Source organism: Microbacterium sp. GW823-FHT02G05, from assembly GCF_058797175.1.
Genome location: NZ_JBXAJK010000002.1, coordinates 931,730 through 957,864 on the forward strand (window position 1 = coordinate 931,730; position 26,135 = coordinate 957,864).

Here is a 26,135-nt window from a genome sequence, read left to right on the forward strand (position 1 = left end):
CCACAAGCGGACGATTTTCGGGTAATCGTTCCGCACTGGTGAGGGGCGAGCGGTTCCGCCGCCCCTCACCCATCTTCTCTATCGCACAAGCGTTCCTCTTCTCTACAGCACGAGCGCTGAGTCACACCAACCACGACTCCGCTAATGTCACGAGTTCATAACGAAGCGTGATCCGGTGTTCTCCTTTCTTCGGCGCACCGAGTAGCTTTACCGCACTTGCACCGACCGTCACTGGGAGATGGTTCACGCAAGCTGGGGCTGACGTATCTGGACCGCCATTGGGGGCGGTTCGATCCCATACGTCAGATGAGGGTTTGGGGACCCACACATGGGGAACACGACGGTATTTGTCGCGCGTTCAGCGCGAGCCGCCATCGTCGGCCTGATCGCCGGCGCGCTCGTATTCAGCGGCACAGGAGTCGCGCTCGCTGAGGAAGACCCGGCGACAGCACCAGGCGCCGAAGCAAGCGCTCAGCCAGACGACGACACGACTCCGACACCCGAGGTGAGCATCCCCGCGGGAGACGCTGCGCAGTCGGAGCAACCAGCACAGGAGACTCCGGTCGCCCCCTCGCCGGTTGCCGAAGAACCGGATGCGGGGACGACGGTTGCGCCAGAGGAAGATGCCACCGTCCCGGTGACGACACCGGAGTCTGCGCCCGACGAGGCCCTGAAGGCACCGGAGGCGGCCCGAGTTCCCGCGCTGCGCTGGCGACTCGTCAACGAAACAGGGAAGCCGGTCGCCGGGGCGACCGTGATGGTCCAGGGCCCACGGGAGCCGTCTGTCACCGACCTCGGCGATGATGAACCGTGGGCGACAGCTCCGAAGGCCTCGATCGAGGACAATATCGGAGCCGCCGACTACGCGGGCGACGATCTCGATCCTGCCCCCGGCGTCTTCCGTGTGGAGTCCTTCGCGGACGACGGCGACGAGCAGGCCGTCTCGATGCCCGTGCTCCCGGAGCACGACTACCGGGTGCGCGCGATCGACGCCGAGGGATTCGCCGTCGGCGACGATGCGCGCTGGGCCTCTGTCGCCGTCATCGCCGACGAGACCCTCCTCGCTTCAGACATCACGATGACGCCGCCACCCGTCGCCAGCAGAGAAGCCGTCGAGATCGCGCCGATGCTCGTCGGACCTGATGGCCCCGGGGTGGCAACACCGTACGTCTACTGGAGTGTGAAAGACCCCAACGGGACCCTCATCGGCGGAGCGAGCTTCAACATCCAGGGCCCGCGTGACAACAGCAACAACAACCCCAGCTGGACGGCGAACTCCGCGACGATCGTTGACAACGGTCCCGGAGACCTGGATCCCGACAACGGCGAATTCCTCGTGCAGACGATCGGCACGCACACGGTGTCGACGACGCGGCGCTATCGCGTGCAGCAGGCGCAGGCACCCGCCGGTTACCGCTTCACGCAGACCACGAGCTGGATCGAGATGACCGGAAACCGCCAGACCGCTGGCGCGGATCAATGGCCCGGCGATCGACACGACTTCGGCACCTTCGCCGTCGAGACCCTGCCGAGCATGGCGCCGGTATGCACCCCGGGGAACGTCTACGCAATCAGCCAGGGTGGGCAGCTGCAGCGCATTTCCGGCGGGACTCGCACAAACGTGGGAACCTCTGCCGGTCAGAGCAGCATGAACGGACTCGGGATCGGCGCCGGGGGCAGCACGGTCTATGCGATGAACCGCACAGATGACGCCACCGACGCCAACATCTACACGTTCAACACCACGACGGGCGTTTGGAACAGCACCGGGCACTCCCAGGCGACGAGCGTCTCACTCGTCGCGGGAGCGGTGAACCTCAACACGGGCGCCTACGTCTTCGGCGGATACACGTCCAACGGCAACGAGTTTCATCTGTGGCGTTACAACGCGGGATCGGGCACGTTCACGAAGCTCGGCTACATCCAGACCAACATGGGAAGCGGCAGCAACAACGGCGATATCGCCTTCAACGCGGCCGGCGACCTCTTCGTCATCCACGGCCGTGGGAGCGCCGTAACGGTGTTCAGCGTCACTGCTGCGAACTTCAACGCCGCCAGCGGCGGCGTCATCGCCGCATCGCAGAGCGCGACGATCACAACCAGCAGCTCCGACGTCAACGGCATCGCCTTCGATGCGAGCGGCAAGGGCTACCTGGGTTCCAGCAGTCAGCTGCGGTCGTACGACATGCCAGCGTGGACCAACTCGGCGCTGGTGACGAGCAACCTCGACAACAGCACAGACCTCGCCTCCTGCTCGTCCCCGGCCACGATCAAGCTGCAGAAGGTCGTTCAGGGACGCGCCGTCTCGACGGACCAGTTCACATTGACGCTGCAGCAGGGCAGCACCGTACTCGGAACGACGACGACCAGCGGCAGTGCCACAGGCGTACAGCCGCAGGTCGTCGGACCTCTTCCGGTCGTCCGCGGCGCGACGCTCACGTTCGCCGAGGCGTTCGCCGGTGGCGCGCAGGCATCGAACTACGCCACGAGCTACCAGTGCCTGGTGGACGGACAACCTATGAGTCCGGCCGTAACAGGCACGACGACATCAGGGTCGATCACGATCCCCAGCGTCGGCGAAGCGATCGTGTGCGAGTTCGTGAACTCGCCTCTGACGGCATCCGTCTCGATCTCCAAGGCGGTGCAAGACGCCTACGGGCAGAACGCGGCACCTGCCGCAGGCTGGACGGTCAACGCGGCGACCACCGCGACTTCGGGGTCGGTGACACGCTCACCCGCGAACTCGCTGCAGACGAACGGTGTCGGGGTCGCGAACTGGGGGCTGACCTTCGGCACACCGAGCGCACGAGCCACCGTGACCGTCTCGGAAACGCAGCAGACTGGCTACCAGTTCGTCAGCGGCACGTGCACGATCACGCCTCCCGTCGGGGAGCCCCTCGAGGTCGCACTCTCCTCCGCGGCGCCACAGGCACTGACCGGCGTGGCCCCGGGCAGCCGCGTCGATTGCGCCTACGTGAACAAGCAGATCGCCAGCTCGATCTCGTGGGAGAAGGTCTCGAACGATGCACCCGCCACACACCTCGGCGGCAGCACCTGGACCTTACAGGGTCCCGGTGCCGGCGGAGCGACGATCACGGTGGCCGACTGCGTGGGCGCGTCCGCGTCCGACTGCGCAGCGGCCGCCGACAAAGACGCAAGGGCTGGATACCTGAGAGTCGAGAACCTCGGGTGGGGGCAGTACACGCTCGTCGAGACTGTTGCCCCTCAGGGCTTCCAGCCCGACACGACGCCACGCACCATCACGATCACCGCAGCGAACGCCGTCGCCGGTGCCAGCACCGCCCCGGTCGTGAACGCGCGGATCCTCGGCACGGCGACGTGGACAAAGGTCATCACCGGCACGACGACACGCCTCGGCGGATCTGAGTGGACTCTGACCGGACCGGGAATGACGGCTCCCGACAACGTGGTGCGGGACTGCATCGAGACCACCGATGCTGCATGCACTGGGCTCGACAGAGACAGGCTCGCCGGGCAGTTCCGCATCGTCGACCTCGCGTGGGGCAACTACACCCTTGTCGAATCGTCCGCCCCGCTGGGCTACCTCCTCGACACGACGCCGCATACCTTCGCCGTCGACGCGACGACGCAGCACATTGTCGTCGGCACCTTCGAGAACACGCTCGCTCCGCCGCCGACACTGCCACTCACCGGCGGGCTCGGCAGGGACTTCTACGCACTCCTTGGACTCGGCGTGCTGCTGCTATCGCTGACGCTCTTCACGACTCGCCGCCTGTGGGCTCGCACGTCTCACGACATCGGCGCCTGACGTCACGCCGTGGCGCACTGCGCCCGCGACACACCTGTATCACCGCACTGACACCATTCAATCGCCGTCTGGGGACGGCACAGGGGAAAAGGAAGAACACATGAACACCATGAAGACGCCGCTTCGGCGGCTGACTGCAGGGGTGGGAGTACTCGCCCTCGCAACGATCGGAGTCCTCGGCACCGCCAGCATGGCAAGTGCCGACGTCGGCCCCGGGCAGCCCGGCGCACCGACGGAAGGTTCGCTGGTCATCCACAAGTACGCCGGCTCCGGCACGTCACAGCCGGCGGACGGCACTCAGCAGACGATCAATCGGCCTCCGCTCGCCGGGGTCACCTTCGAGGTCACCCCCATCGGCATGCTCGCCGGCGGAGACTGCGTGCCGTTGGATCTCGGGACCGCTGCCGGATGGACAGATGCACAGGCCGTGGCACTTCCGGTGTCCGCGCCCTACTGCCTGGCGACGGCAGAAACCGTCTCCGGTGATACGGATGCCACGGGCGCGCTGACGTTCTCCGGATTGCCGCTCGGCCTCTACTACGTCGATGAGACGGCTGCCCCTGCGGGCACGACCCCCTCGGTGGAGTTCCTCGTCACCCTGCCGTATGCCAACCAGAGCGCCAGCACCGTGGATTGGCTCTACACCGTGCACGTGTACCCGAAGAACAATGTCGATGGCGACGGCTCCAAGACCGTCGGGGATGCGACCGGACACGGACTCGGTTCGACGGTGCCGTGGACACTCACCTCCAAGCCGCTCGGCTCGTTCGACGACGGAGCCCCGCTGACGAGCTTCTCGCTCATCGACAACCTCGACAGCCGACTGACGTACGCGGCGACGCCGGCGTCCACCTTCACGTACACCACGCCGGGCAGCGCGCCTGCTGCCGTCGCAGCCGCGAACTACTCGCTCAGCACGCCTCCGGGCGCTGGCGGAACGATCACGGCAGCACTCACGCCGGATGGCATCGCTTGGGCGAACACACTCCCGGCGGGCACCCGGTTCACGCTGTCGTTCAGCACCACCGTCACCGGCGTCGGCGACATCAACAACGAAGCGTTCCAGAACTCCGGTGGTGACGATGTCACGCTCGGGGAGGCCTCCACCCAATGGGGTCCTGCGGAGATCCTGAAGCACCAGGCCGGAGACAAGGCCAAGACGCTGCAGGGCGCGAAGTTCTCCGTGTATGACTCCGTCAACGGCACCGACTGCACCGGAACGCTCGGTGCGGCACTGAGCGTCAATGGTCAGACGGAGTTCACTTCGGGCGCGAACGGCATCGTCAGCATCGCGGGACTCTACGTGGGCAAGAACAACGAGACGGCCTCGCGTGTGTACTGCGTCGTGGAGACGCAGGAGCCCGTGGGCTTCGTGAAGGACACCACCCCGCGCGCCATCACCGTCAAGGCCGAAGGAACCGCAACCACACTCGCGCACATCGATGTCGCGAACACGCCGGTCAACGGGCCCATCCTTCCGATGACCGGTGGGGACGGCGCGCTCTGGTTCGCCGTCGGCGGCATCGCGCTGCTGCTCGTCGCCGCTGGCGGTCTCATGATGGCCCGACGGAACCAGCACTGATCTGCTGAAGGCAGGGCTGACAGGGACGGGAAGGGCACATCCTTCCCGTCCCTGTTCTCAGAGGAGGGAACGAAGATGACGCGAACACACCCTGCACCGACGGAGTCCGAGCTCACCATCGAGCAGAAGCGCTGGCGCACTCCATGGGCGACGTTGGCTGCGGTCATCGTGATGCTGATCGGCGTAGGGGTGCTGGAGTATCCCCAGGTCGCCAGCTGGTTCTCGCAGTACTACCAATCGCAGCTCATCGTCGATGTCTCCGGGGAGCAGAACGCGATGCCTCTCCCTGATCTCGCGGACGAGCTCTCCCGTGCGGAGCAGTACAACAAGCTGCTCGAGAGCGGGGCTCTCCTCGCAGCCAACTCCAACAAGCCGATCTCCGATTCCGAGGAGGTTAGCCAGTTCGAGTACAGTTCACTTCTCAATGCGACCTCGACGGGGGTGATGGGGCGTCTGCGGATTCCGACCATCGATGTCGATCTGCCGATCTACCACGGCACCGCAGATGCCATCCTCGCCAAAGGCGTCGGGCACCTTGAGGGCACATCGCTCCCGATCGGAGGGCGCTCGCAGCATTCCGTGCTCACCGCACACCGCGGCCTTCCCGAGGCCACGCTGTTCAACGACCTGGATCACGTCGGCATCGGCGACCGGTTCACGGTGGAGATCTTCGGCGAGGTGCTCACCTATGAGGTGTTCGACACTCGCGTCGTCGAGCCTCAGGACACCGACACGCTCCGGCCGGTCGCGGGCGAGGACCTCATCACGCTGGTCACCTGCACCCCCCTGGGCATCAACACGCACCGCGTTCTCGTCACGGCGGAACGCGTGACCCCCACCCCTATCCGCGACATCGAACAGGCCGGACAGGCCCCCGATGTCCCCGGCTTCCCGTGGTGGGCGGCGATCTTCGCCCTGGCCGTGCTGCTCGCGGTCGTGCTCGTCGTACTCGGCGGGTTTCCCCGTCGACGCCCAGCGGAATCCGCGAGGCTCACCCTGGACGAGTAGGAGGAGCGACTGCCTTCTGGCTCAGCGCTTCGGGGCCCCGGTCGGCGGTGCATCGTCACGGCGGATCTCATGCCAGAGCTCCACCGAATCCTCGTCCGCTGACTCCGCCAATGCCGAGCGTCCCACAACCGTCACCACGAGCTGCGCATCGCGCGGTGCACGAATGATGATGCGCGCGGATGTCGCCGCCTGCATGACCTCTGCGAGTTCGGTGCGCACACGCTCGCGCTGCACCTCGTTCAGGTCTTCCAGGCCGCCCTCGTCAAAGACCGTGACAGTGGCGCCGTGCCTGCGCAACCGCTCGATCGCCGCTCGCGCCTGCTCGTTGAGCAGGTTCGAGCCGCGGATCTCATCACGCAGACGCCCTTCCGCCACGCGTGCCTCGATCCGCTCCTCGGGAAGCAGGTCACCACGCGTCTCGATGACGCGAGCGAGGCTGGGTCCGGCGACGGCGAGCGCATACTGCACCCGGAGGCGGCGCTCTCGCTGACGGACCTGCTGCGTCGCATGCCAGGCGGACGAGGCCTGCTGGATGCCCGCGAGACGCTCGGTGTCCTGCACCGCGCGCGCCCAGAACGTGACGAGCAGGTGCGCGATGACCATCCAGACGATCGAGCCGACGAGTCCGAGGGACAAGGCATCGCCGAGACCGAGCCACAGCCCGGCAGACAGAGCCAAGAGCCCCAGCGCGACCCACCCCGCAATGAGACGCTGGCGCACCGCGATGACGACGCAGAGAATGCCCACACCGCCGATGTACCAGGTCGCGAAGGGCGCACGAAGGGCCTCGGCCGGCAGAGCCAGGTTCACCATGTTCGGAATCAGCGCCGAGGCCGCCACGACCACGAGCGTCGCGGGAAGCGGAAGGCGACGGCTGCGTCGCACGCCGACGGCCACCGCAAACACCACCACGGCAAGAAAGAGCAGGATCGCCGCGATCAGCAGCACGGGCTCGGTCGGTGGGATCGTCCACCAGAGCGCACGCGAGGCGAAGTAGACCGCGAATCCCAGCGCGAGCAGCGTGACGACAGTGCGAACGGTGAGCCTCATCGCGCGGACCACCCCAGCGTCACCGTCGTGCCATCCGCCCCGGACTCGATCGCTGCGGTGCCGCCCACGGCGGCCATGCGCGCCAGGATCGATCCGCGAATGCCCAGGCGGTCGGCCGGCACCTCATCCGGGTCGAAGCCATCTCCGCGGTCACTCACCTTCACCGTCAGCCCGGTGTCACCATGGCCTTCGACGATGACCTCGAGACCGCGCGCCTGCGCATGCTCCGCGGCGTTGCCGATCGCCTGGCGCGCGGCGAGAGCGATCGCGCGGGCCACGCGATCGGGGACGACACCGGTTCCGAACTGCTCCACCACCGGAGCGACGTCCTGCTCCGCGAGAGCACTGCAGAGGTCGTCCACGATGCGCTCGATCTGGACAGGTGTATCGTTGCCCTCTTGCAGAGTGGATGCTTCGGCGTTCGCGAGGCGCGTCAGCGCCTCCCTGGCCATGCCGACGGCGAGGTCTCGCTCACGGTCGCTGTGTGCGCGCTCGGCTGAGATCAGCGCTGCGAGCACGCTGTCGTGCATGAGCGCCGCCACCGCGACGCGCTCTTCCTCGAGTGCCGCGGCGGAGGCCGCGTCTGCGTAGGACGCGACCGCACGTCCGCGGGCATCGTCGACACCGGCGGCCACCGAGCGGAACATCCATCCCAGGGCGACGAGGACCCCACCCAGGATCAGCGTGAACGACACGTCGAACGCGGTCGTGATCCAGAACTCCGGCTGGAACCCGCCCTGGATCAGCCGGACCGCTCCGTACAGCAGGGGTCCGACGAACACCCAGGCGACCTGGAGCACGAGCGGAAAGGCGACCACGGTGGCCGTTCCGGCGACGTTCACGAGATAGAAGATCCACGGCTGATCCGCCGGGTCGGCTCCTGCGCGGATCGCCACGAAGGGCCAGAGCAGCAGGACGATCAGGTAAGTCGAAGCGAAGACACCCGCAGCCACGCGCATGCCTCGACCGATCACGCACGTGATGAGCATCAGAGCCCACGGCACGAAGACGAGCATGATCACGAGGGAGTGCGAGAACGTGGCCTTCTGCATCCCGCCGAGCGCCGCGAGCAGCGCCTGCACACCGAGCGCCAGCGACCCCACCCCGACGACGATCGCGATGATGCGATCCATGCGCCGTCCGGCGAAGCGCTCGAGTTCGCTGCCCACCTCTCCTGGCGAGGGGATCTGCCCCCAGGCCAGGCGAATAGACGCGTCCGCGGACACGCGGTCAGTTCCCCGCGGAGGGTGCAGCGTCAGCGACATCCGCCACGACGTCGAGCGGCACGGTGTCGAGCGACACCGAGTCCTTGGGCGCGGTGAGGATGCCGTCTTCCATCGCTCGCCGAAGCAGGTCGACCTTGGTCGGCGCCGGACGCCCCACATCGACATACTTCACACGAATGCGGGTGATGTTCTCTTTCGCCGTCGAGTACGCCACACCGAGACGCTCCGCGACGACCTTGAGAGGAAGACCCGTGGCGTACAGGCGCAGTACCTCACGCTCGCGCCCCGACAGCTGCGCATCCGCGAACGCACGGTCGCCCTCGACGGCACTCGCCCACTCCACGTTGTTCAGTGCCTCGCCGCGAGCCACGGTCTTCACTGCGGCGAGGACGTCATCGAGCGGGGACGACTTGCTGATGACACCGGCAGCACCCGCGGCCAGCGCCTCCCGCACGGCCGCCGGGCGATCCGCGACACTGTGGATCACGACGCTCGACCCGTCGACGACAAGACGGGTCACGTTCTCTGTCACGGTCGTACCGTCACCGAGCGTCAGGTCGAGCAGCACGACATCGGCAGGCGTCGGCACCGTGCGCCGACGCGCAGCCAGATACTCACCCACACCGGCGCCCGAGAAGACCACGGTGAAGCCTGCACTCTCCAGTGCTGCGGCCAAGCCGAGGCGCACGGATTCGTGATCGTCGATCAGGGCGATGCAACTCATGGAGTCAGCCTAGCGGCGCAGACCCATTTCGCCCGGAAACGTCTCCACAACCAGCGAACTCACCGCGAGAGCACCGCGACGGCTTCGACGTGGTGCGAATGCGGGAACAGGTCGTACGCCGTCACCTGACGGAGGCGGTAGCCCGCCTCGCCGAAAGTCGCGACATCACGCGCCAGCGCGACGGGGTCGCAGGCGACGTAGACGATGCCATCCGGCTGCAGCCGGGCGAGAGACCGCACGACCTCGGCGCCGGCGCCGGAGCGCGGCGGGTCGAGAACGACGGTGCCGCGGCGCAGACGTGCGCGCTCCAGAGGACTCGCATCCGCGAGCAGTCGTGCCAGGTAGCGGTCGACACGGGAGGTCTCGGCGCGGGCGCCGATCCACTCGGCGAGGTTCTCACCGGCGTGCTCGGTCGCGCGTGCGTCCGCCTCGACGCTCGTGACGCGTGTGCCGGACCCGCCGATGTCACCCAGCGCCGCGGCGAGAAGCCCCACACCGCCATAGAGATCGAGGTTGGCGGCTTCCGGGTCGAAGTCGAGCGTGGCAACCGCATCGGTGACGGCTCGCGTGAGCGTGGCCGGTGCGAGCCGGTGCACCTGCCAGAATCCACCGGCGTCGAGCGAGAACTCGCGGTCGCCCACGCGCTCGATGATCGTCGAGAACAGCTGCGGATCGAGCGGACGCGGGGCGGGACGCTCGGAGCGTGCCGCTGCGCCTCGTCCGCGGCGGCGACGGTCGCCGCGCGGGGTGTCTTTCGCGCGGCCCTGCCCGGCGGGGCCACGTCGGCCCGCGGGCTCAGGACGCGAGAGGACGCGCACCATGCCGTCGGATGCCTGGACGAGGTCGACGCGGCCAGGCTCCAGGCCGTCCAGCGTGAGGGCGACGGACTCGATTCCCGACACCGCGAGCGGGTGGGATCCGACCTCGATCACGGAGTGGCTGCGCGCAGCGTAGGGGCCGACCCGGCCCGCCTCGTCGACGTGCAGGCTCAGGCGTGTGCGCCAGCCCGTCCCATCCGCGCTCTCTTCACCCTCGCCGCCCGCAGCGACGATCGTCGGGTCCGTCTCGACCTTGCCCATGCGCTGCAGTGACTCCCGCAGGACGGTCTGCTTCAGGGTGCGCTGATGGGCCAGGGCGATGTGACCGAACTCGGCTCCGCCCGGTCGCTGCTCGGGCGCAACCGCCACGTCTGCCTCCGGCCAGACGTGCGCGACCCGATGCGCGGAGGCATCCAGCACCTCCACCGTCTCCGCACGCCAGAACGACGCCTTCGAGTCGTCGCTGACGCGCGCGTGCACGCGTTCCCCGGGGATCGCGTCCGAGACGAAGACGACGCGTCCGTCGTGACGGGCGACGCCGACGCCGCCGTGGGCGATGCCGGTCACCTCAAGCTCGATCACGGGCGCGGATGCGGCAGAAGAAGTCATCCCTCCAGAATCCCACACTTCCTGCACCTGAACCTGTGCGCGCCCACGCAGTAGCGTGGGTGCATGCGCGTCTGCCTGGCCTCGACCTCCCCCGCCCGACTCGCCCTGCTCCGGCAGAGCGGCATCGAGCCGATCACGATGGCTCCCGAGGTGGATGAGGATGCTGTCGCGGATGCCGCGGAAGCCGAACGCGGCGCGCCATTGTCACCGGAGGAGGTCGTCCTCCTCCTCGGTCGCGCCAAGGCCGCCGACGTCGTCGGGCGACTGCAGACGGACCAGCCGGATTTCGACGGCATCGTGATCGGCGGCGACTCGATGTTCGCGCTCGACGGCCGCGTCTACGGAAAGCCGCACACGGCAGAAGAGGCGACCCGGCGGTGGGCGGAGATGCGCGGGCGCACCGGCGTGCTGCACTCCGGGCACAGCGTCTACCGCGTGTGCCCCGGGCAGCCGGCCGTCGAAGCACACGCGATCGCGGAGGCTTCCGTGTCGTTCTCGCCTGACGTCAGCGATGCGGAGATCGCCGCGTACGTGGCCAGCGGCGAACCGCTGTTCGTCGCTGGGGCCTTCACGATCGACAGTCTGGGCGGCGCTTTCATCGACCGAGTCGAGGGCGATCCGTCCACCGTCGTCGGGATGTCGCTGTCGACGCTGCGGCGACTCACGGGCGAACTCGGAGTGACCTGGACTGATCTGTGGAACCGCTCGCAGGGCTGAACGCATCGCGCGTCCGCGAGCGCTCGTAGGGTTTAGAACACGACTTCGCTCATTTCTTGTGGGGAGTCGTCAAAACGATCGCCTCGCACGTCGCTAGGCTGACATTCATGCCTGAAATCGCCAAGGTGCTCATCGCCAACCGCGGCGAGATCGCCGTCCGCATCATCCGTGCCGCCCGCGACTCCGGACTCGCGTCCGTCGCCGTCTACGCCGACCAGGACCGCGACGCCATGCACGCGCGTCTGGCCGACGAGGCCTACGCCCTCGGCGGCGCGACGAGCGCCGAGACCTACCTGCAGATCGACAAGATCCTCTCGGTCGCCCGCCGCTCCGGTGCCGACGCCGTGCACCCCGGCTACGGATTCCTCGCTGAGAACGCCGACTTCGCGCGCGCCGTCATCGGTGCCGGCATGATCTGGATCGGCCCCTCTCCTGAGGCGATCGAGGCGCTCGGCGACAAGGTCACCGCACGCCACGTCGCCGAGAAGGTGGGCGCACCACTCGCTCCCGGCACCCCCGGCCCCGTCTCGGGCGCCGACGAGGTCATCGCCTTCGCGCAGGAGGTCGGCCTGCCCATTGCCATCAAGGCGGCCTACGGCGGCGGCGGCCGCGGCCTCAAAGTCGCCCGCGAACTCGACGAGGTCGCCGAGCTCTTCGAATCCGCGACCCGCGAGGCGATCAGCGCCTTCGGACGTGGCGAGTGCTTCGTCGAGAAGTACCTCGACAAGCCGCGCCACGTCGAGACCCAGTGCCTCGCGGACTCCGCGGGCAATGTCGTCGTCATCTCGACGCGTGACTGCTCGCTGCAGCGTCGCCACCAGAAGCTCGTCGAAGAGGCGCCCGCGCCGTTCCTGAGCGACGAGCAGAACCGCATCCTCTACGAGGCCTCCAAGGCGATCCTGCGCGAGGTCGGCTACGTCGGTGCGGGCACCTGCGAGTTCCTCATCGGCGCCGACGGCACGATCTCCTTCCTCGAGGTCAACACCCGTCTGCAGGTCGAGCACCCCGTCTCGGAGGAGATCACGGGCATCGACCTCGTGCGCGAGCAGTTCCGCATCGCCGCAGGCGGCCTCATCGACTACGACGACCCAACGCCGCAGGGCCACTCCTTCGAGTTCCGCATCAACGGCGAGGACCCCGGCCGAGGCTTCCTTCCCCAGCCGGGTCCGATCCACGTCTTCAAGACCTTCGGCGGCCCCGGCATCCGTCTGGACTCCGGCGTCACCGCCGGCGACGCCGTCTCCGGCGCCTTCGACTCGCTGCTGGCGAAGATCATCGTCACGGGCAAGGACCGCGATGAGGCGCTGGAACGCGCACGCCGCGCCCTTGACGAGTTCGAGGTCGCCGGCCTTCCGACGGTGATCCCCTTCCACCGCAAGGTCGTCCGCGACCCCGCCTTCGTGGGTGACGGCGAGAAGTTCGACGTCTTCACGCGCTGGATCGAGACCGAGTTCGTCAACGACATCCCGGCATGGGACGGCGAGCTGGAGGATCCCGCCGTCACCTCTGGGCGCCACACGGTCGTCGTCGAGGTCAGCGGAAAGCGCCTCGAGGTCTCACTCCCCGACCGCGTCGCCGTGGCCGCAGGGACCGCGGGCCGTCCCGCCGCCGTGCCGCCCTCGCGTCGCAGCCACGCCACCACCGCATCCGCGGGCGCCTCGGGCGACGCCGTCAAGTCGCCCATGCAGGCGACGGTCGTCAAGCTCGCCGTCGAAGAGGGCCAGCAGGTCGTCAAGGGCGACCTCGTCGTTGTGCTCGAGGCCATGAAGATGGAGCAGCCGCTGCAGGCGCACAAGGACGGCGTCATCGGCAACGTGAACGCCACCGCCGGTGAGACGGTATCCGCCGGACACCAGCTTCTGACGATCTCCTGATCAGCGAAGAAAGGCGCTTCCGCGAATGCGGAAGCGCCTTTCTCGTGCCCGGTGGGCTCAGGAGATGTTGAAGAGGTGCATCGCTCGCGTCGCATCCGTGATGCTGCCCGACAGCGACGGGTAGGCGGCGAAGACACGGGAGACCTGATCGACCGTCAGACGCCGTTCGACGGCGACGGCGATCGGGTAGATGAGCTCGGATGCCTTGGGGGCGACGATCACGCCGCCGATGACCGTCCCGGAGCCCTTGCGCGCGACGATCTTCACGAAGCCGTCTTTGATGCCCATCATCTTCGCCCGCGGGTTGGCGGAGAGGGGCAGCTTGTAGACGATGCCGTCGGCGACGCCCGCCTCGACATCCGCCTCGCCCCAGCCGACCGTCGCGATCTCGGGTGCGGTGAAGATGTTCGAGGTGATCTTGCGCTGCTCCAGCGGGATCACGATGTCGCCGAGCGCGTGGAAGACGGCGGTGCGTCCCTGCATCGAGGCGACGGATGCGAGCGGGAAGAAGTTCGTGCAGTCACCGACCGCGTAGATGTTCGGCACCGACGTGCGGGCCACCTTGTTGACGCGCACGTGGCCCGACTCGGTGAGCTCGACACCCGCCTCTTCGAGACCGATTCCCCGGGTGTTCGGGATCGAACCGACCGCCATGAGACAGTGGCTGCCTTCGACGGTGCGTCCGTCGGAGAGCGTGACGACGACGCCGTCTCCCTGACGCTCGACCTTGTCGGCGCGGGACTTCGCCAGCACCTGCATCCCGCCGCGCTTGAAGACCTTCTCAAGCACGTGCGCGGCGTCTTCGTCCTCACCGGGGAGAACCTGGTCGCGGCTGGAGATCAGCGTGACCTTCGCACCGAGGTTCATGTAGGCGGAGGCGAACTCGGCACCGGTGACGCCGGATCCGACGACGATGAGGTGCTCGGGCAGCGCCTTCATGTCGTAGAGCTGGGTCCAGGTGAGGATGCGCTCGCCATCGGGCTTGGCGGAGTCGAGCTCACGCGGCGACGCACCCACCGACACGACGAGCGTGTCGGCCTCGATCCGATCGAAATCGGTTCCTCCGGGGCCGGTCGAGACGACGACGGCGTTGGGGCCCTCGACACGGCCGTGACCGGAGATGAGGCGCACACCGGCTTCGATCAGCGTGGCGCGCATGTCATCCGACTGCTGACGCGCGAGGGCCAGCAGGCGCTTGTTGACGGCGGCGAGGTTGATGGCGACCTGAGGCTTGAGTGGCTTGCCGTCGCCGCCCTTTGCGTAGAACTGCACGCCGAGATCGGATGCCTCGGAGATCGCGACCGCGGCATCGGCTGTCGCGATCAGGCTCTTCGACGGAACGACATCGGTCAGCACCGCGGATCCGCCGACCCCCACGCGCTCGACGAGCGTGACCTCTGCGCCGAGCTGGGCTGCGGCGAGCGCCGCCTCATATCCACCGGGACCGCCGCCGAGCACGGCAACACGCTGAGTACGCTCGAAAGGAGAAGACGCCATGGCTCCATTGTCCCACCCCGCACTCGGACACGCCGACCGCGCGCGGGCACGAGGCGGCAGACGCGCTCATGCGCGCGCGACCTGCCGGAAATGCGCCCCGGCGTCTTAGGGTGTATCTCATGACTGAATGGCACAACCCTCTCGATGACCCCGCCGCACTCCCCCAGGAGATCGCCGCGCAGGCCGCCGCGGACATCGCGCGCCTGACCGGCGTCGAGAGCCATGACATCGCCGTCACGCTCGGAAGCGGCTGGGGCAAGGCCGCCGATCTCCTCGGCGAGACGGTCGCCGCGATCCCCGCGACGGAGGTCGCCGGGTTCACCGCTGCCGCGGTCGTCGGACACTCGGGCACGCTGCGCTCGATCCTCACGCCTTCCGGCAAGCGCGTCCTCGTGATCGGCGCACGCACGCACTACTACGAGCAGCACGGTGTCCGCCGCGTCGTGCACAGCGTACGCACGGCCGCCGCGACCGGCGCACGCACGATGGTGCTGACCAACGGTGCCGGAGGCATCAAGGAGACGTGGAAGCCGGGCACTCCGGTGCTCATCAGCGACCACATCAACCTGACGGCCGACTCGCCGCTCGAGGGTGCGAAGTTCGTGGACCTCACCGACCTGTACTCGTCCCGTCTGCGCGACATCGCGCGCGGGATCGATCCTTCTCTCGACGAGGGCGTGTACTGCCAGTTCCGCGGTCCGCACTACGAGACGCCCGCCGAGGTGCAGATGGCGAAGATCATCGGCGGACACATCGTGGGCATGTCCACGGCGCTCGAGGCCATCGCCGCGCGCGAGGCGGGCATGGAAGTGCTCGGGATGTCGCTCATCACGAATCTGGCCGCAGGCATCCAGACCACGCCCCTCAGCCACGAAGAGGTGATCGCCGCGGGCCGCGAAGCCGAGCCCGTCATCTCGTCGCTGCTCGCGCAGATCATCGAGGCGCTGTGAGCGCCGCCGGTCACGAACGCATCGCGCAGGCGCGGGCGTGGATGCGCCAGGACCCCGACCCCGAGACGCGCGACGAGCTCGCAGGCATCATCACGCGCGCGGCGAGTGGCGATGCCGCGGCACTCGCCGACCTTGACGACCGCTTCGGCTCGCGTCTGGAGTTCGGAACGGCGGGCCTGCGTGGCGCGCTCGCGGCTGGCAGCAATCGCATGAACCGCGTGCTCGTCGCCCAGGCGGCCGCCGGATTCGCGGCGTTCCTCGTGGAGCGCGCCGGGACCGGGCGCCGTCCGACGGTCGTGATCGGCTACGACGGCCGCAAGAACTCGCGCACCTTTGCCACGGACTCGGCGGAGCTCTTCGCCGGCGCCGGGCTGCGCACGATCCTCCTGCCGCGGCTGCTGCCGACGCCGGTGCTGGCCTTCGCTGTGCGTCACCTCGGCGCGGATGCCGGAGTCATGGTCACTGCGAGCCACAACCCGCCGAACGACAACGGCTACAAGGTCTATCTCGGCGGATCCGACGAGGGCGCACAGATCGTCTCGCCCTCGGATGCCGAGATCGCGGCGCACATCGAACGCGTGGCCGCACTCGGTGACATCACCGCCCTCCCGCGCTCTGCGGAGTTCGAGACCGCGGATGAGTCCGTCATCGACGCGTACATCCGCGCGACGGCCGCTGTCGCGCCCGCTCCCGAGGCTGCGGCGGGCCTGCGCTGGGTCTACACCGCCATGCACGGCGTCGGTTGGGAGACTTTCTCCCGCGTCGTCGCACACGCTGGCTACCCGGCACCGCGCACGGTGGACGCCCAGCTGCTGCCCGACCCGTCCTTCCGCACCGTCGCGTTCCCCAACCCGGAGGAGCCCGGCGCGATGGAGCTCTCCTTCGCCCGCGCCCGCGCCGTCGGCGCGCAGCTCATCATCGCCAATGACCCGGATGCGGATCGCCTCGCCGTCGCGATTCCCGACCAGACGGCCACCGGCGGCTGGCGTCGCCTGTCCGGAAACGAGATCGGACTGCTGCTCGGCTGGCGCGCCGCACGCGCCGCGCAGGGCACGCCCGGAGCATCCCTCGCCTGCTCGCTCGTCTCCTCCCCCGGGCTCGGCGCGATCGCCGAGGCCTACGGACTCGACTTCCACGAGACGCTCACCGGCTTCAAATGGATCTCCCGTGCTCCCGGCATCGTCTACGGCTACGAGGAGGCCCTCGGATACCTCGTGAACCCGGAGACCGTGCGCGACAAGGACGGTATCTCGTCGGCCGTGGCGCTGCTCGGAATGGCGGCGGATGCCCGCGCCCGCGGAGTAACGATCGCCGATCTGCTCGACGAGCTGACCGCCGAGATCGGTGCGTTCGCGAGTGGTCAGGTCTCGATCCGGGTCGAGGATGTCTCCCTCATCGGTCGCATCATGGCGGCGCTGCGCCAGTCTCCTCCGACCGCGGTCGGGGACACGCCGATCGATTCGGCGGAGGACCTGCTCCAGGCGGCTCCGGGAAGCCCGACGGGTGATGTCCTGCGTTATCGGCTGTCGGACGGGTCCCGCGTGATCGTTCGGCCCAGCGGCACCGAGCCCAAGCTCAAGGTCTACATCGATGCGCGCGCGGTCACGACGGCGGATGCACAGCGACAGGTCGCCGCGCTTGAGACAGGCGTGCGCGCTCTGCTCGATGCGCTTTCCTGAGCACCGGTGACCCTCGCCCTCGTCGGCGTCGCGGCACTGATCGCGGCGCTGATCCAGCGCATCACCGGACTCGCCTTCGTGCTCGTCCTGATCGGCCCGATCGTCCTCGCGTACGGGCCGATCGAGGGCGTCACGCTCGCCGTCTTCCTCGCGGTGATCGCTTCGGTCATCGCCGTGCCCTCCGCGTGGCGCGACGTCGACTGGCGGCGCACGCTGTGGCTGCTCGGCGCCGGCGTGCTCGCAGCTCCGTTCGGCGCGCTCGTGACCCGGTTACTCCCGGAGCCTGCCCTGCTCTTCCTCATCGGAGCGATGGCGGTGCTGGCTCTGACCGCGAGCCGCCTCTCGTCCGTGTCGCAGGTGTTGCGGGGCCGTGGCGGCGCTGCCGTCTCCGGCGCGGTGGCGGGCTTCATGCACGCCGCGAGCGGACTCTCCGGTCCCGCCCTCGCCGCCTTCGCGGTCGGCGATCGCTGGGACCAGCGCCGATTCGCCGCGAGCGCGCAGGTGATCTTCCTCGGCTTCGGAATCGCCTCGGTGCTCCTCCGCGGAATGCCCGTGTCCCCTCCGCTCGATGTGGCGGTGCTGGCTGCTGCCACCGCGCTCGGGATCATCGGCGGCGCGTTCCTGGTGCGCGTCGTTCCCCCGCACATCGCCCGCCATGCCATGCTGTTCTTCGCCTGGGCGGGAGCGATCGTCGTCCTCGTACGGGCGAGCATCGCGCTCTTCGGTTAATTACCGCTAACATCAGAGACACTTCCCGCGGGAAGCATCCCGGTACCCGAACCGGGAGCACGACGACGTGCAGGAGACGTATGAGTACCTACGCCATCATCGGCGCCGGCCCCTCGGGCCTGGCCGCCGCCCGCGCGCTGCAGAAGGCCGGCGTCGCCTTCGACGGATTCGAGGCCTCGCACGATGTCGGCGGCCTCTGGGACATCACGAATCCGCGCAGCACGATGTATGAATCGGCGCATCTCATCTCCTCACGCACGACGACCGAGTTCACTGAGTTCCCGATGCGCAGCCGCGTCGACTACCCCGGACACCGTGTCCTGCAGGGCTACTTCGGCGACTACGCCGACCACTTCCGACTGCGCGAGCGCTTCCGCTTCGACACCCGCGTCACACATCTCGAGCCCCGCGACGGGGGCTGGGATCTCACAGCCGAGGACGCCTCCGGATCGAGCACGCAGTGGTACGACGGTGTCATCCTCGCCAACGGCACGCTCGCAGAGCCGAATGTGCCGGGCTTCCGCGGCACCTTCGACGGCGAGATCCTGCACACGAGCGCCTATAAGGACGCGTCTCTGCTCACTGGAAAGCGTGTGCTGCTGATCGGCGCCGGCAACTCCGGATGCGACATCGCCGTGGACGCCGTGCACCATGCGGCATCGATCGACATGAGTGTGCGACGCGGCTACTACTTCGTCCCCCGCTACCTGTTCGGTCGTCCGAGCGACACCCTCAATCAGGGCAAGCCCCTGCCCGCGAGGATCAAGCAGTTCATCGACACGCGCATTCTGCGCGCCTTCACGGGCGACCCCGAGCGCTTCGGGTTCCCGAAGCCGGACTACAAGATCTACGAGTCGCATCCGATCGTCAACACGCTGATCCTGAACCATCTCGGCCAGGGCGACCTGCGCATCCGTCCTGACATCGACCGTTTCGAGGGACACACGGTCCACTTCCGCGACGGATCCAGCGATGAATACGACCTCGTCCTCCTCGCCACCGGCTACACACTGGACTACCCCTTCGTCGCGAAGGAGCATCTCGCCTGGCGCGGAGCCTCGCCGCGGCTGTTCCTCAACATGTTTCCGGCCTCTTTCAACGGGCTGTTCGTCGTCGGGATGATCGAAGCATCCGGCATCGGCTGGCAGGGCAGATACGAGCAGGCCGAGCTCCTCGCCACCTATCTCCGCGCTGTCGCCACAGCTCCGAATGCCGCCTCGCGGTTCCGCGCTCGCGTCGCGAACGAGGCCTGGCCGGATGTGACCGGCGGCTACAACTACCTGGGGCTTGACCGCATGTCGTATTACGTGAACAAAGACGCCTACCGTGGCGCGATGCGCGCCGAGAAGAAGAAGCTGGAGGACGCATGAACGTCGATGACGTGGTGCTGAACTTCACTCCCGGCACCCTGATGATCCTCAATGTCGTGCTCGGGCTGATCATGCTCGGCATCGCGCTGGATACGGCGCCGCGCGACTTCCGGGTCGTCGCGAAGCATCCGAAGCCCTTCGCGATCGCGATCGGCGCCCAGCTGGTCCTGCTGCCGGCGGTGACGTTCCTGCTCACCCTTGTGCTGCCGGTGACACCGTCGATGGCGCTCGGGATGATCCTGGTGGCGTGCTGTCCTCCCGGCAACATCTCACAGGTGCTGACGCATCGCTCCGGAGGCAATGTGGCCCTGTCGGTGTCGATGACCGCCGTCGGCAATCTCCTGTACATCGTGGCGATGCCTCTGAGCATCGCGTTCTGGGGGTCGCTGCATCCGACGGCGCGCCTCCTGCTGCACGAGGTCGCCCTCAACCCCTGGACGATGCTGCTTGAGATCTTCCTGATCATCGGCCTGCCGTTCGCCGTGGGGCTGCTGCTGCGCGCGAAGTTCCCGCGCTTCGCCGCGCGCGTGCAACCGTTCGTGAAGTGGTTCAGCCTCATCGCCCTGGTCGGGTTCATCGTGGGCGCGCTCGTGGGCAACTGGGCGGTCTTCCTCAGCGTCATCGGCGTCGTGCTCGCGGTCGTCGCTCTGCACGACGCCGTCGCGCTCGCTCTCGGCTATGGGACGGCCGTACTCGGCGGACTCGGCACCCGCGAGCGCAAGGCGATCACCTTCGAGGTCGGCATCCGCAACGCAGGTCTCGGCCTCGGTCTCGTCTTCGCCTTCTTCGGCGGCTTGGGCGGCATGGCCGTCGTCGCCGGTTGGTGGGGAATCTGGGACATCGTCGCCGGGCTCATCCTCGCGGGGCTCTGGGCCCGGCACACGAAGCGCCGCACCGGCAGTGCCACGGGCGACGCGACCCCGCATGCACACAGGACTACGGGCACGACCGCGTCCGAGGCGCGCCCGTGACGCGGATCCTGATCACCGGCGGAGGTGGTTTTCTCGGTTCGCACGTGGCCCGACAGCTGGCTGCCCGTGACGACGTGGAGCTCGTGGTCTCGGGTGATGTCCGCATCGGCGCGGACGCGCGTCCCGGAGTCATCGATGTCGTCGCAGACGTCACAGACGCGGCGGCGCTCGCTCCGCTCCTGCGCCGCTACGACATCGACACAGTCGTGCATCTCGCCGCGATCGTGAATCCCGGACGAGACGTCGATCTCGAACACCGAGTGGACGTCGAGGGGTCGGCGCACGTTCTCGCCGCCTGCGCGGAAGCGGGCGTGCGTCGCCTCGTCGTGTCGAGTTCGGGTGCGGCCTACGGGTATCACGCCGACAACCCCACCTGGATCACGGAGGACGCGCCGATCCGCGGCAACGACGAGTTCCCGTACTCACGCCACAAGCGGCTCGTCGAAGAGATGCTGGCCGGCTACCGCGTCTCGCATCCGGAGCTTTCGCAGGTGATCTTCCGCATCGGGACGATTCTCGGTCCTTCCGTGCAGAACCAGATCACCGCACTCTGGGACGGGCCACGCATCCTTCGCATCGCGGGTTCCGACTCCCCCTTCGTCTTCGTCTGGGTGGAGGACGTGGCGGCGGCGATGGTGCACGCGGCGACCGACGGTCCCGCCGGGATCTTCAATGTCGCGGGCGACGGCGCCCTGAGCGTGACCGAGATCGCTGCGCGCCTCCGCAAACCGCTCCTCACGGTTCCGGCGGGCGCGCTGTCGCTCGCGCTGCGCATTGGTCGGATGCTGCGCCTGACCGTGCATGGCCCAGAGAAGGTGCGCTTCCTGCGCTATCGTCCGGTGCTGGACAACACGCGCCTGAAGCGCGACTTCGGCTTCACCCCCGCACGGACGTCAAGCGAGGCGTTCGACGAGTATCTCGCCACGCACCCGGGCGTCGCCCGCCGATAGCGTTCGGCGTCGCACTCCGGGAGCGTCCAGGTCCGCCTCGCCGCCCTTAGCGCTGCTCTCACCGTTCGCGGCTGCCCCGACGTCCCCTCCGGTCCGCTTTCCCGTCCGGTCCCACTTCCCCCGGCCGAAGCCACCCACGACGCCGAGTTTCTGGGACCGGTCGGTGGTGCGCGACAGTCAGCTTCTTGGCTGGTCCCAGAAACTCTTCACAGCTGCGCATCCGGCACCGAGTTTCTGGGACCGCTCAGAGTCCGGCAGCGCGACGACCAAGCCCGTTTCGGATGAGACGGAGTGCCGGCCGCCCCGCGTCGCGAACGGCCTCCCAGCGATCCGCATCGCGTAGGAACTGGGCCACGTCGAAGGCGTGCTGCCGCCCGTCGTATTCGATCCCCAATCGCAACTCCGGGTACGCCTGATCCAGGCGTGCGATGAACTCGCGGCGTCGCCCGAAGAGCTCGTACGCCAACTGCGGCTCGGGTAGCCCCTCCCGCGTGATGAGCAGACGCAGCTGCGTCTCGCGAACGGACTCACTCCCTCCCGCATCTCGGCGATCGCTGTCTTCGCGCGTGTGAGGCGCCGAGCCCGCACCGCCTCCTCGCACAGCTGTTCAATCGTGGCGAGACGTCGGCGAGGGGAGATGAGTTGATCCCCGGCGATCACGAGATCGTCGTGCGGCCATTCCCCGAGAACCTGCACCCACGCAACCGCCGGGTGAACGACCGGTACTCCGTGGATGCTCCGAACGACGACCTCCCGCGCGCGCAATCGGTGCCCGATCACACCGCGCGTACGCGGGGCCTGATCCGGTCGATGCGCACTGACGTGGATCACATCACGCTCCCACGTCGGAACCCGGACACCGCAGAGCGCCAGCGCCGTGCCATGACTGAAGTACTGGCCCGGCTTGAGGCGAAGCGCAAAGCGTGCACACTGCGTCCTCAGCCATGCCTCTGGGGAGTCGGGGTCCCGAACGCAGGAATCACGCGGTACCCGCACCCCTGAGAACGGACGTTCGAAGCGCGGGCCGTCGACACGGGCACGGGTGTTGCCTGCGGCGAGCGCCGCACTTCGGAGAAACGCGTCGGTGTGCAGCATCCGCTCAGTGGACCATGGGCGGTCAGCCGACCATCCGGGTGGCGCGCGTTAGGTGTACAGATCTCTCGCCCACTCGCGTGTGCAGATTTCGCCCGCCCCGCTGCAGCCGCGCGGCGTTTCTGGGACCGCCCGCGATGTGGACGTGGCCACAAGGCTGAGGAGGCGCAACGCGAGGCGCGAGACGCCGCGCGACGCGCGTTATCCCTTCACCGAGCCCGACATGAGCCCGCCGACGAAGTACTTCCCCAGCAGGATGTACACGAGCAGCGGCGGCAGAGAGGCGAGCAGAGCACCGGCCATCGAGATGCCGTAGTCCTGCAGCAGCGCGCCGTTGGCGAGGTTGTTCAGTGCCAACGTCACAGGGCCGTTCTGGCTGGAGGAGAAGAACACGGCGAACAGGAAGTCGTTCCACGCGTTCGTGAACTGCCAGATCAGCACGACCACGAAGCTCGGGATCGAGATCGGCAGCACGACCGACCAGTATGTGCGCAGCATCCCGGCACCATCCACACGCCCTGCTTCGATGAGCTCCTTCGGCACCGTCTGGTAGTAGTTGCGGAAGATGAGCGTCGTGATCGGGATGCCGTAGATCACGTGCAGCAGGATGAGCGCCGGCACGCCGCTGGGCACCCCCGCCCCCAGCATGAGCTGCAGGAGGGGGATCATGACGGCCTGGTACGGGATGAACATGCCGAACAGGATCAGCGTGAACACGAGGTTCGCGCCCCGGAACGTCCACAGGGACAGCACATAGCCGTTCATCGAGCCGAGCATCGCCGAGATGAGCGCTGCCGGGATCACGATGAGGAACGAGCGTCCGATCGAGGGAGCGAGCGCGTTCCACGCGCCGACCCAGTTGTCGAGCGTCCAGATCTCCGGCAGGTTCCACGCCCGGACCGGAGAGGCATCGCCCGCGCCCTTGAAGCTGGTCACGAGCAGCACGTAGACCGGCGTGAGCACGATCAGGACGAACAGGATCATCACGGCGTACTTGATCGTGCGCGAGAGGGTGAACCGCTCACGCGGGGCCCGGGCTTTCTTGCCCCGGACGATGAGCGCTTCTGTCGCCGTCGCGGCGGGTGCGGTGGTCATCGCTTCTCCTGACGGTTGGTGGCGACCAGATAGGGAACGATGATGACCGCGACGATCACCAGCAGGATGGTGCCGACGGCTGCGGCGTTCGCGTAGTCGAAGCTCGACTTGAAGACGTACATGTCGACCGCGGGCACTTTGGTCTGGTAGTTCGCCGGCTTCGAGATCGACATGATGAGGTCGAACGACTTCAGCGACATGTGCCCGATGATGATGAGCGCCGACAGCGCGACCGGCGACAGCTGCGGGAAGAGCACGTAGCGATACAGCTTCCATTCGCTCGCGCCATCCATGCGGGCGGCTTCGCGCAGCTCATCCGGGATGCCCCGGAAGCCCGCGAGGAACAGTGCCATCACGTAGCCGGCGAGCTGCCAGATCGCAGGAAGGGCGATGGCGATGATGCCGAAGGTGACGTCGTTCCACCAGGGGTTCTGCAGGAAGTCGAGGCCGAGGTTCTGGAACAGACGGTTGAGTCCGCTCGCGTTCTCGCCCTGATTGGAGTTCAGCAGCCAGCGCCAGACGACGCCGGATGCCACGAACGAGACGGCCATCGGGAAGAGATAGATCGCGCGGAAGAATCCCTCCCCCTTGCTGGGCTTGTCCATGAGCCACGCCCAGCAGAAGCCGATCACCATTGTGCCGACGAGGAACACGACGGTGAACAGCAGCAGGTTCATGAGCGAGTGCTGGAAGGCACTGCTCTGCAGGAGCTCGACGTAGTTGTCGAACCACACGAGCACGGTGGGCTTGCGGCCTGTCGCCTGTGCTGCGGTGTGATTGTCAGTGATCGAGGTCTGGAAGTTCGCGTACAGCAGGCCGTACACGAACACGGCCAGCAGGATCAGTGAGGGGGCGAGCAGCAGTAGCGGCGGCCCCGCCTTCTTCAGGCGTTTCAGCATGGTGTTCCTTCCGGAGAGCTGCCGCCCGGCGAGGCGCCGGGCGGCAGCGGGTGCATCAGCCGACGGCGGCTGCGAGCTCGGACTGGAAGGTCGCGAGGTCGGATGCTCCGGTGGTGAACTTGCTGGTGGCGTCGGAGACCTTGTTCAAGGTCGCCACGGGCGCTGCCGCACCGTGTGCCAGCGAGGAGACGATCGTGTCTGCGGCGAACGACTCGATCGCTGTCTTCTGGTACGGGCTGAAGTCGCTGGTGTCGGCGTCGGTGCGGGCCGGGATGGATCCCTTGGCCTTGTTGAACGCGGCCTGGCCATCCGCCGATCCGACGGTCTCCAGCCATGCCTTCGCACCGTCCGGGTGCGGGGCGCCCACGGGAAGCGTGAACGAGTCGGCGAGGAAGTCGAACACACCGTCCGTCCCGGGAACCGGGAAGTAGATGTAGTCCGCGGGCGAGGAGAGCCCTGCCTCGGCGAAAGCCGCCTCTGCCCAGTCGCCCATCACGTTGAAGGCCGCCTGGCCGTCGATGACCTGCTGGGTGGCGTCCGGCCAGTCGAGGCCGTCACGGTCGGTGTTGGTGTAGGTCATGAGCTTCTCGAAGCTCTTGAGCGCGTCGGTGACCTCCGCGCCCTTCCAGTCGGTCGATCCGTCCCAGAGGCCCGTGTATCCCTCGGCGCCCAGTTCCGACAGCAGCACGGTCTCGAGCAGGTGCACCTGGGTCCAGGTCGTCGCGACCGAGAGCGCGGTCTTGCCTGTGGCCTTGACGGCGTCGAGCGCGGTGAACCACGCGTCGAGGTCGGCGTATTCGGCCGCGGGGTCGAGTCCCGCCTCGGTGAGCACCGCCGGGTTCGCCCAGACGACGTTCGCGCGGTGGATGTTGGAGGGGATCGAGTAGATCGCTCCGTCCACGGTCAGCCGATCGACGAGGTCCTTCGGGAACGCATCGCGAAGACCGAACTCGTCGTAGAGGTCGGAGACGTCTTCGACCTGGCCTGCGTCGATGTAGTCCTGGAGTTCCGCTCCGGCATGCGCCTGGAACGTGTCCGGCGGGTCGCCCGCCTGCAGACGGGACTGCAGCAGGTCCTTGGCCGCGGATCCCGCACCGCCAGCGACGGCACCGTTGATGAACTCCACATCAGGGTGCTGCTCGTTGAAGACGCCGACGAGGGCGTCGAGTCCGGCCTTCTCACTGCCCGCGGCCCACCAGGTGAAGACCTCCACCTCGGATGCGGCGCCGTCCCCTCCGGTGTCTCCCCCCGTGTCACCAGATCCACCATTCGTGCAGCCTGCCAGGCCGAGGGCGAGAGCCGCCGCTCCGGCCGTGGCCATGATCACTTTCTGCCTACGCATTTTCATCGCCTTCTCTGCCGATTCGATCGCACATCAGTGTGCGGAGAGCGTCGGGCGCTCTCGCTGTCGCCATTCAACGACTCCCTGCATCTTGATGTCAAGAAGTAAATTCAAGACAGCGCAGAAAGTGACACTTGCGTTATCTTCTGAACTCAGTGGGATT

Annotated in this window: 20 protein-coding genes; 11 read left to right on the plus strand and 9 right to left on the minus strand. The window is 67.6% G+C overall.

All coding sequences use genetic code 11. The features are described from left to right. Nucleotides 1-328 precede the first annotated feature (328 nt). The 3 genes from AC1REM_RS14440 (at nucleotide 329) to AC1REM_RS14450 (ending at nucleotide 6,380) form a co-directional block, all read left to right on the plus strand. Complete coding sequence (locus AC1REM_RS14440) at nucleotides 329-3,790, plus strand: MSCRAMM family protein (protein ID WP_492515233.1); 3,462 nt, start codon at nucleotides 329-331, stop codon at nucleotides 3,788-3,790. A 100-nt stretch (nucleotides 3,791-3,890) separates the two neighbouring features. Further along, a complete protein-coding gene (locus AC1REM_RS14445; RefSeq protein WP_492515234.1) occupies nucleotides 3,891-5,372 on the plus strand; it encodes a SpaH/EbpB family LPXTG-anchored major pilin in 1,482 nt (493 codons plus the stop codon). Between the two features lie 75 nt (nucleotides 5,373-5,447). Further along, on the plus strand, nucleotides 5,448-6,380 hold the full coding sequence (locus AC1REM_RS14450; RefSeq protein WP_492515235.1) for a class C sortase: 933 nt from the start codon (nucleotides 5,448-5,450) through the stop codon (nucleotides 6,378-6,380). A 21-nt stretch (nucleotides 6,381-6,401) separates the two neighbouring features. On the opposite strand, the gene AC1REM_RS14455 is transcribed toward AC1REM_RS14450, so the two are convergent. The 4 genes from AC1REM_RS14455 to AC1REM_RS14470 all read right to left on the minus strand — a co-directional run bounded on the left by AC1REM_RS14455 (nucleotide 6,402) and on the right by AC1REM_RS14470 (nucleotide 10,807). Then, the gene (locus AC1REM_RS14455; RefSeq protein WP_492515236.1) at nucleotides 6,402-7,430 is read right to left on the minus strand and encodes a DUF8320 family protein; all 1,029 of its coding nucleotides are present in this window, start codon (nucleotides 7,428-7,430) and stop codon (nucleotides 6,402-6,404) included. Further along, nucleotides 7,427-8,599: a sensor histidine kinase gene (locus AC1REM_RS14460; RefSeq protein ID WP_492515237.1), complete on the minus strand. Its 1,173-nt coding sequence runs from the start codon at nucleotides 8,597-8,599 to the stop codon at nucleotides 7,427-7,429. The genes AC1REM_RS14455 and AC1REM_RS14460 overlap by 4 nt, the downstream gene beginning before the upstream one ends. 61 nt (nucleotides 8,600-8,660) lie before the next feature. Then, nucleotides 8,661-9,380, minus strand: coding sequence for a response regulator transcription factor (locus AC1REM_RS14465; RefSeq protein WP_492515238.1), 720 nt, complete (start codon nucleotides 9,378-9,380; stop codon nucleotides 8,661-8,663). Between the two features lie 59 nt (nucleotides 9,381-9,439). Then, complete coding sequence (locus tag AC1REM_RS14470; protein WP_492515239.1) at nucleotides 9,440-10,807, minus strand: class I SAM-dependent RNA methyltransferase; 1,368 nt, start codon at nucleotides 10,805-10,807, stop codon at nucleotides 9,440-9,442. Nucleotides 10,808-10,870: 63 nt separating this feature from the next. On the opposite strand from AC1REM_RS14470, the gene AC1REM_RS14475 reads away from it, so the two are divergent. Beyond that, nucleotides 10,871-11,524 (plus strand): Maf family protein, encoded by a 654-nt coding sequence (locus AC1REM_RS14475; RefSeq protein ID WP_492515240.1) that lies wholly within the window; start codon nucleotides 10,871-10,873, stop codon nucleotides 11,522-11,524. Between the two features lie 107 nt (nucleotides 11,525-11,631). Continuing rightward, the gene (locus AC1REM_RS14480) at nucleotides 11,632-13,398 is read left to right on the plus strand and encodes an acetyl/propionyl/methylcrotonyl-CoA carboxylase subunit alpha (protein WP_492515241.1); all 1,767 of its coding nucleotides are present in this window, start codon (nucleotides 11,632-11,634) and stop codon (nucleotides 13,396-13,398) included. A gap of 57 nt (nucleotides 13,399-13,455) precedes the next feature. Here the strand turns inward: AC1REM_RS14480 and AC1REM_RS14485 are convergent, their stop codons facing one another. Next, entirely contained in the window at nucleotides 13,456-14,895 is a 1,440-nt protein-coding gene (locus tag AC1REM_RS14485) for an NAD(P)H-quinone dehydrogenase (RefSeq protein WP_492515242.1), read from the minus strand. Between the two features lie 119 nt (nucleotides 14,896-15,014). Here AC1REM_RS14485 and AC1REM_RS14490 point away from each other — a divergent pair, with 119 nt between their 5' ends. The 6 genes from AC1REM_RS14490 (at nucleotide 15,015) to AC1REM_RS14515 (ending at nucleotide 21,544) form a co-directional block, all read left to right on the plus strand. Continuing rightward, a complete protein-coding gene (locus AC1REM_RS14490; protein WP_492515243.1) occupies nucleotides 15,015-15,845 on the plus strand; it encodes a purine-nucleoside phosphorylase in 831 nt (276 codons plus the stop codon). A gap of 41 nt (nucleotides 15,846-15,886) precedes the next feature. Then, entirely contained in the window at nucleotides 15,887-17,524 is a 1,638-nt protein-coding gene (locus AC1REM_RS14495) for a phospho-sugar mutase (RefSeq protein WP_492515504.1), read from the plus strand. A gap of 6 nt (nucleotides 17,525-17,530) precedes the next feature. Continuing rightward, entirely contained in the window at nucleotides 17,531-18,253 is a 723-nt protein-coding gene (locus AC1REM_RS14500) for a sulfite exporter TauE/SafE family protein (protein ID WP_492515244.1), read from the plus strand. Nucleotides 18,254-18,333: 80 nt separating this feature from the next. After that, nucleotides 18,334-19,623: a flavin-containing monooxygenase gene (locus AC1REM_RS14505; RefSeq protein WP_492515245.1), complete on the plus strand. Its 1,290-nt coding sequence runs from the start codon at nucleotides 18,334-18,336 to the stop codon at nucleotides 19,621-19,623. After that, nucleotides 19,620-20,594, plus strand: coding sequence for a bile acid:sodium symporter family protein (locus AC1REM_RS14510; protein ID WP_492515246.1), 975 nt, complete (start codon nucleotides 19,620-19,622; stop codon nucleotides 20,592-20,594). The genes AC1REM_RS14505 and AC1REM_RS14510 overlap by 4 nt, the downstream gene beginning before the upstream one ends. Further along, nucleotides 20,591-21,544, plus strand: a complete 954-nt coding sequence (locus AC1REM_RS14515) for an SDR family oxidoreductase (protein ID WP_492515247.1) — start codon at nucleotides 20,591-20,593, stop codon at nucleotides 21,542-21,544. Before AC1REM_RS14510 ends, AC1REM_RS14515 begins: the two co-directional genes overlap by 4 nt. A gap of 244 nt (nucleotides 21,545-21,788) precedes the next feature. Here AC1REM_RS14515 and AC1REM_RS14520 read toward each other — a convergent pair whose 3' ends face one another. The 4 genes from AC1REM_RS14520 to AC1REM_RS14535 form a co-directional block, all read right to left on the minus strand. Further along, complete coding sequence (locus tag AC1REM_RS14520; RefSeq protein WP_492515248.1) at nucleotides 21,789-22,145, minus strand: putative endonuclease domain-containing protein; 357 nt, start codon at nucleotides 22,143-22,145, stop codon at nucleotides 21,789-21,791. Nucleotides 22,146-22,837: 692 nt separating this feature from the next. Continuing rightward, nucleotides 22,838-23,731 carry a carbohydrate ABC transporter permease gene (locus AC1REM_RS14525; RefSeq protein WP_492515249.1) on the minus strand — a complete coding sequence of 298 codons (894 nt, stop codon included), beginning with the start codon at nucleotides 23,729-23,731 and terminating at the stop codon, nucleotides 22,838-22,840. Continuing rightward, nucleotides 23,728-24,630, minus strand: coding sequence for a carbohydrate ABC transporter permease (locus tag AC1REM_RS14530; RefSeq protein WP_492515250.1), 903 nt, complete (start codon nucleotides 24,628-24,630; stop codon nucleotides 23,728-23,730). The genes AC1REM_RS14525 and AC1REM_RS14530 overlap by 4 nt, the downstream gene beginning before the upstream one ends. A gap of 55 nt (nucleotides 24,631-24,685) precedes the next feature. After that, nucleotides 24,686-25,972, minus strand: a complete 1,287-nt coding sequence (locus AC1REM_RS14535; RefSeq protein ID WP_492515251.1) for an ABC transporter substrate-binding protein — start codon at nucleotides 25,970-25,972, stop codon at nucleotides 24,686-24,688. Nucleotides 25,973-26,135 lie beyond the last annotated feature (163 nt).

Coding starts and splice junctions, on each gene's coding strand:
- AC1REM_RS14440 (WP_492515233.1), top strand. CDS start 329: ATGGGGAACACGACGGTATTTGTCGCGCGTTCAGCGCGAGCCGCCATC.
- AC1REM_RS14445 (WP_492515234.1), top strand. CDS start 3,891: ATGAACACCATGAAGACGCCGCTTCGGCGGCTGACTGCAGGGGTGGGA.
- AC1REM_RS14450 (WP_492515235.1), top strand. CDS start 5,448: ATGACGCGAACACACCCTGCACCGACGGAGTCCGAGCTCACCATCGAG.
- AC1REM_RS14455 (WP_492515236.1), bottom strand. CDS start 7,430: ATGAGGCTCACCGTTCGCACTGTCGTCACGCTGCTCGCGCTGGGATTC.
- AC1REM_RS14465 (WP_492515238.1), bottom strand. CDS start 9,380: ATGAGTTGCATCGCCCTGATCGACGATCACGAATCCGTGCGCCTCGGC.
- AC1REM_RS14470 (WP_492515239.1), bottom strand. CDS start 10,807: ATGACTTCTTCTGCCGCATCCGCGCCCGTGATCGAGCTTGAGGTGACC.
- AC1REM_RS14475 (WP_492515240.1), top strand. CDS start 10,871: ATGCGCGTCTGCCTGGCCTCGACCTCCCCCGCCCGACTCGCCCTGCTC.
- AC1REM_RS14480 (WP_492515241.1), top strand. CDS start 11,632: ATGCCTGAAATCGCCAAGGTGCTCATCGCCAACCGCGGCGAGATCGCC.
- AC1REM_RS14485 (WP_492515242.1), bottom strand. CDS start 14,895: ATGGCGTCTTCTCCTTTCGAGCGTACTCAGCGTGTTGCCGTGCTCGGC.
- AC1REM_RS14490 (WP_492515243.1), top strand. CDS start 15,015: ATGACTGAATGGCACAACCCTCTCGATGACCCCGCCGCACTCCCCCAG.
- AC1REM_RS14495 (WP_492515504.1), top strand. CDS start 15,887: ATGCGCCAGGACCCCGACCCCGAGACGCGCGACGAGCTCGCAGGCATC.
- AC1REM_RS14505 (WP_492515245.1), top strand. CDS start 18,334: ATGAGTACCTACGCCATCATCGGCGCCGGCCCCTCGGGCCTGGCCGCC.
- AC1REM_RS14510 (WP_492515246.1), top strand. CDS start 19,620: ATGAACGTCGATGACGTGGTGCTGAACTTCACTCCCGGCACCCTGATG.
- AC1REM_RS14525 (WP_492515249.1), bottom strand. CDS start 23,731: ATGACCACCGCACCCGCCGCGACGGCGACAGAAGCGCTCATCGTCCGG.
- AC1REM_RS14530 (WP_492515250.1), bottom strand. CDS start 24,630: ATGCTGAAACGCCTGAAGAAGGCGGGGCCGCCGCTACTGCTGCTCGCC.
- AC1REM_RS14535 (WP_492515251.1), bottom strand. CDS start 25,972: ATGCGTAGGCAGAAAGTGATCATGGCCACGGCCGGAGCGGCGGCTCTC.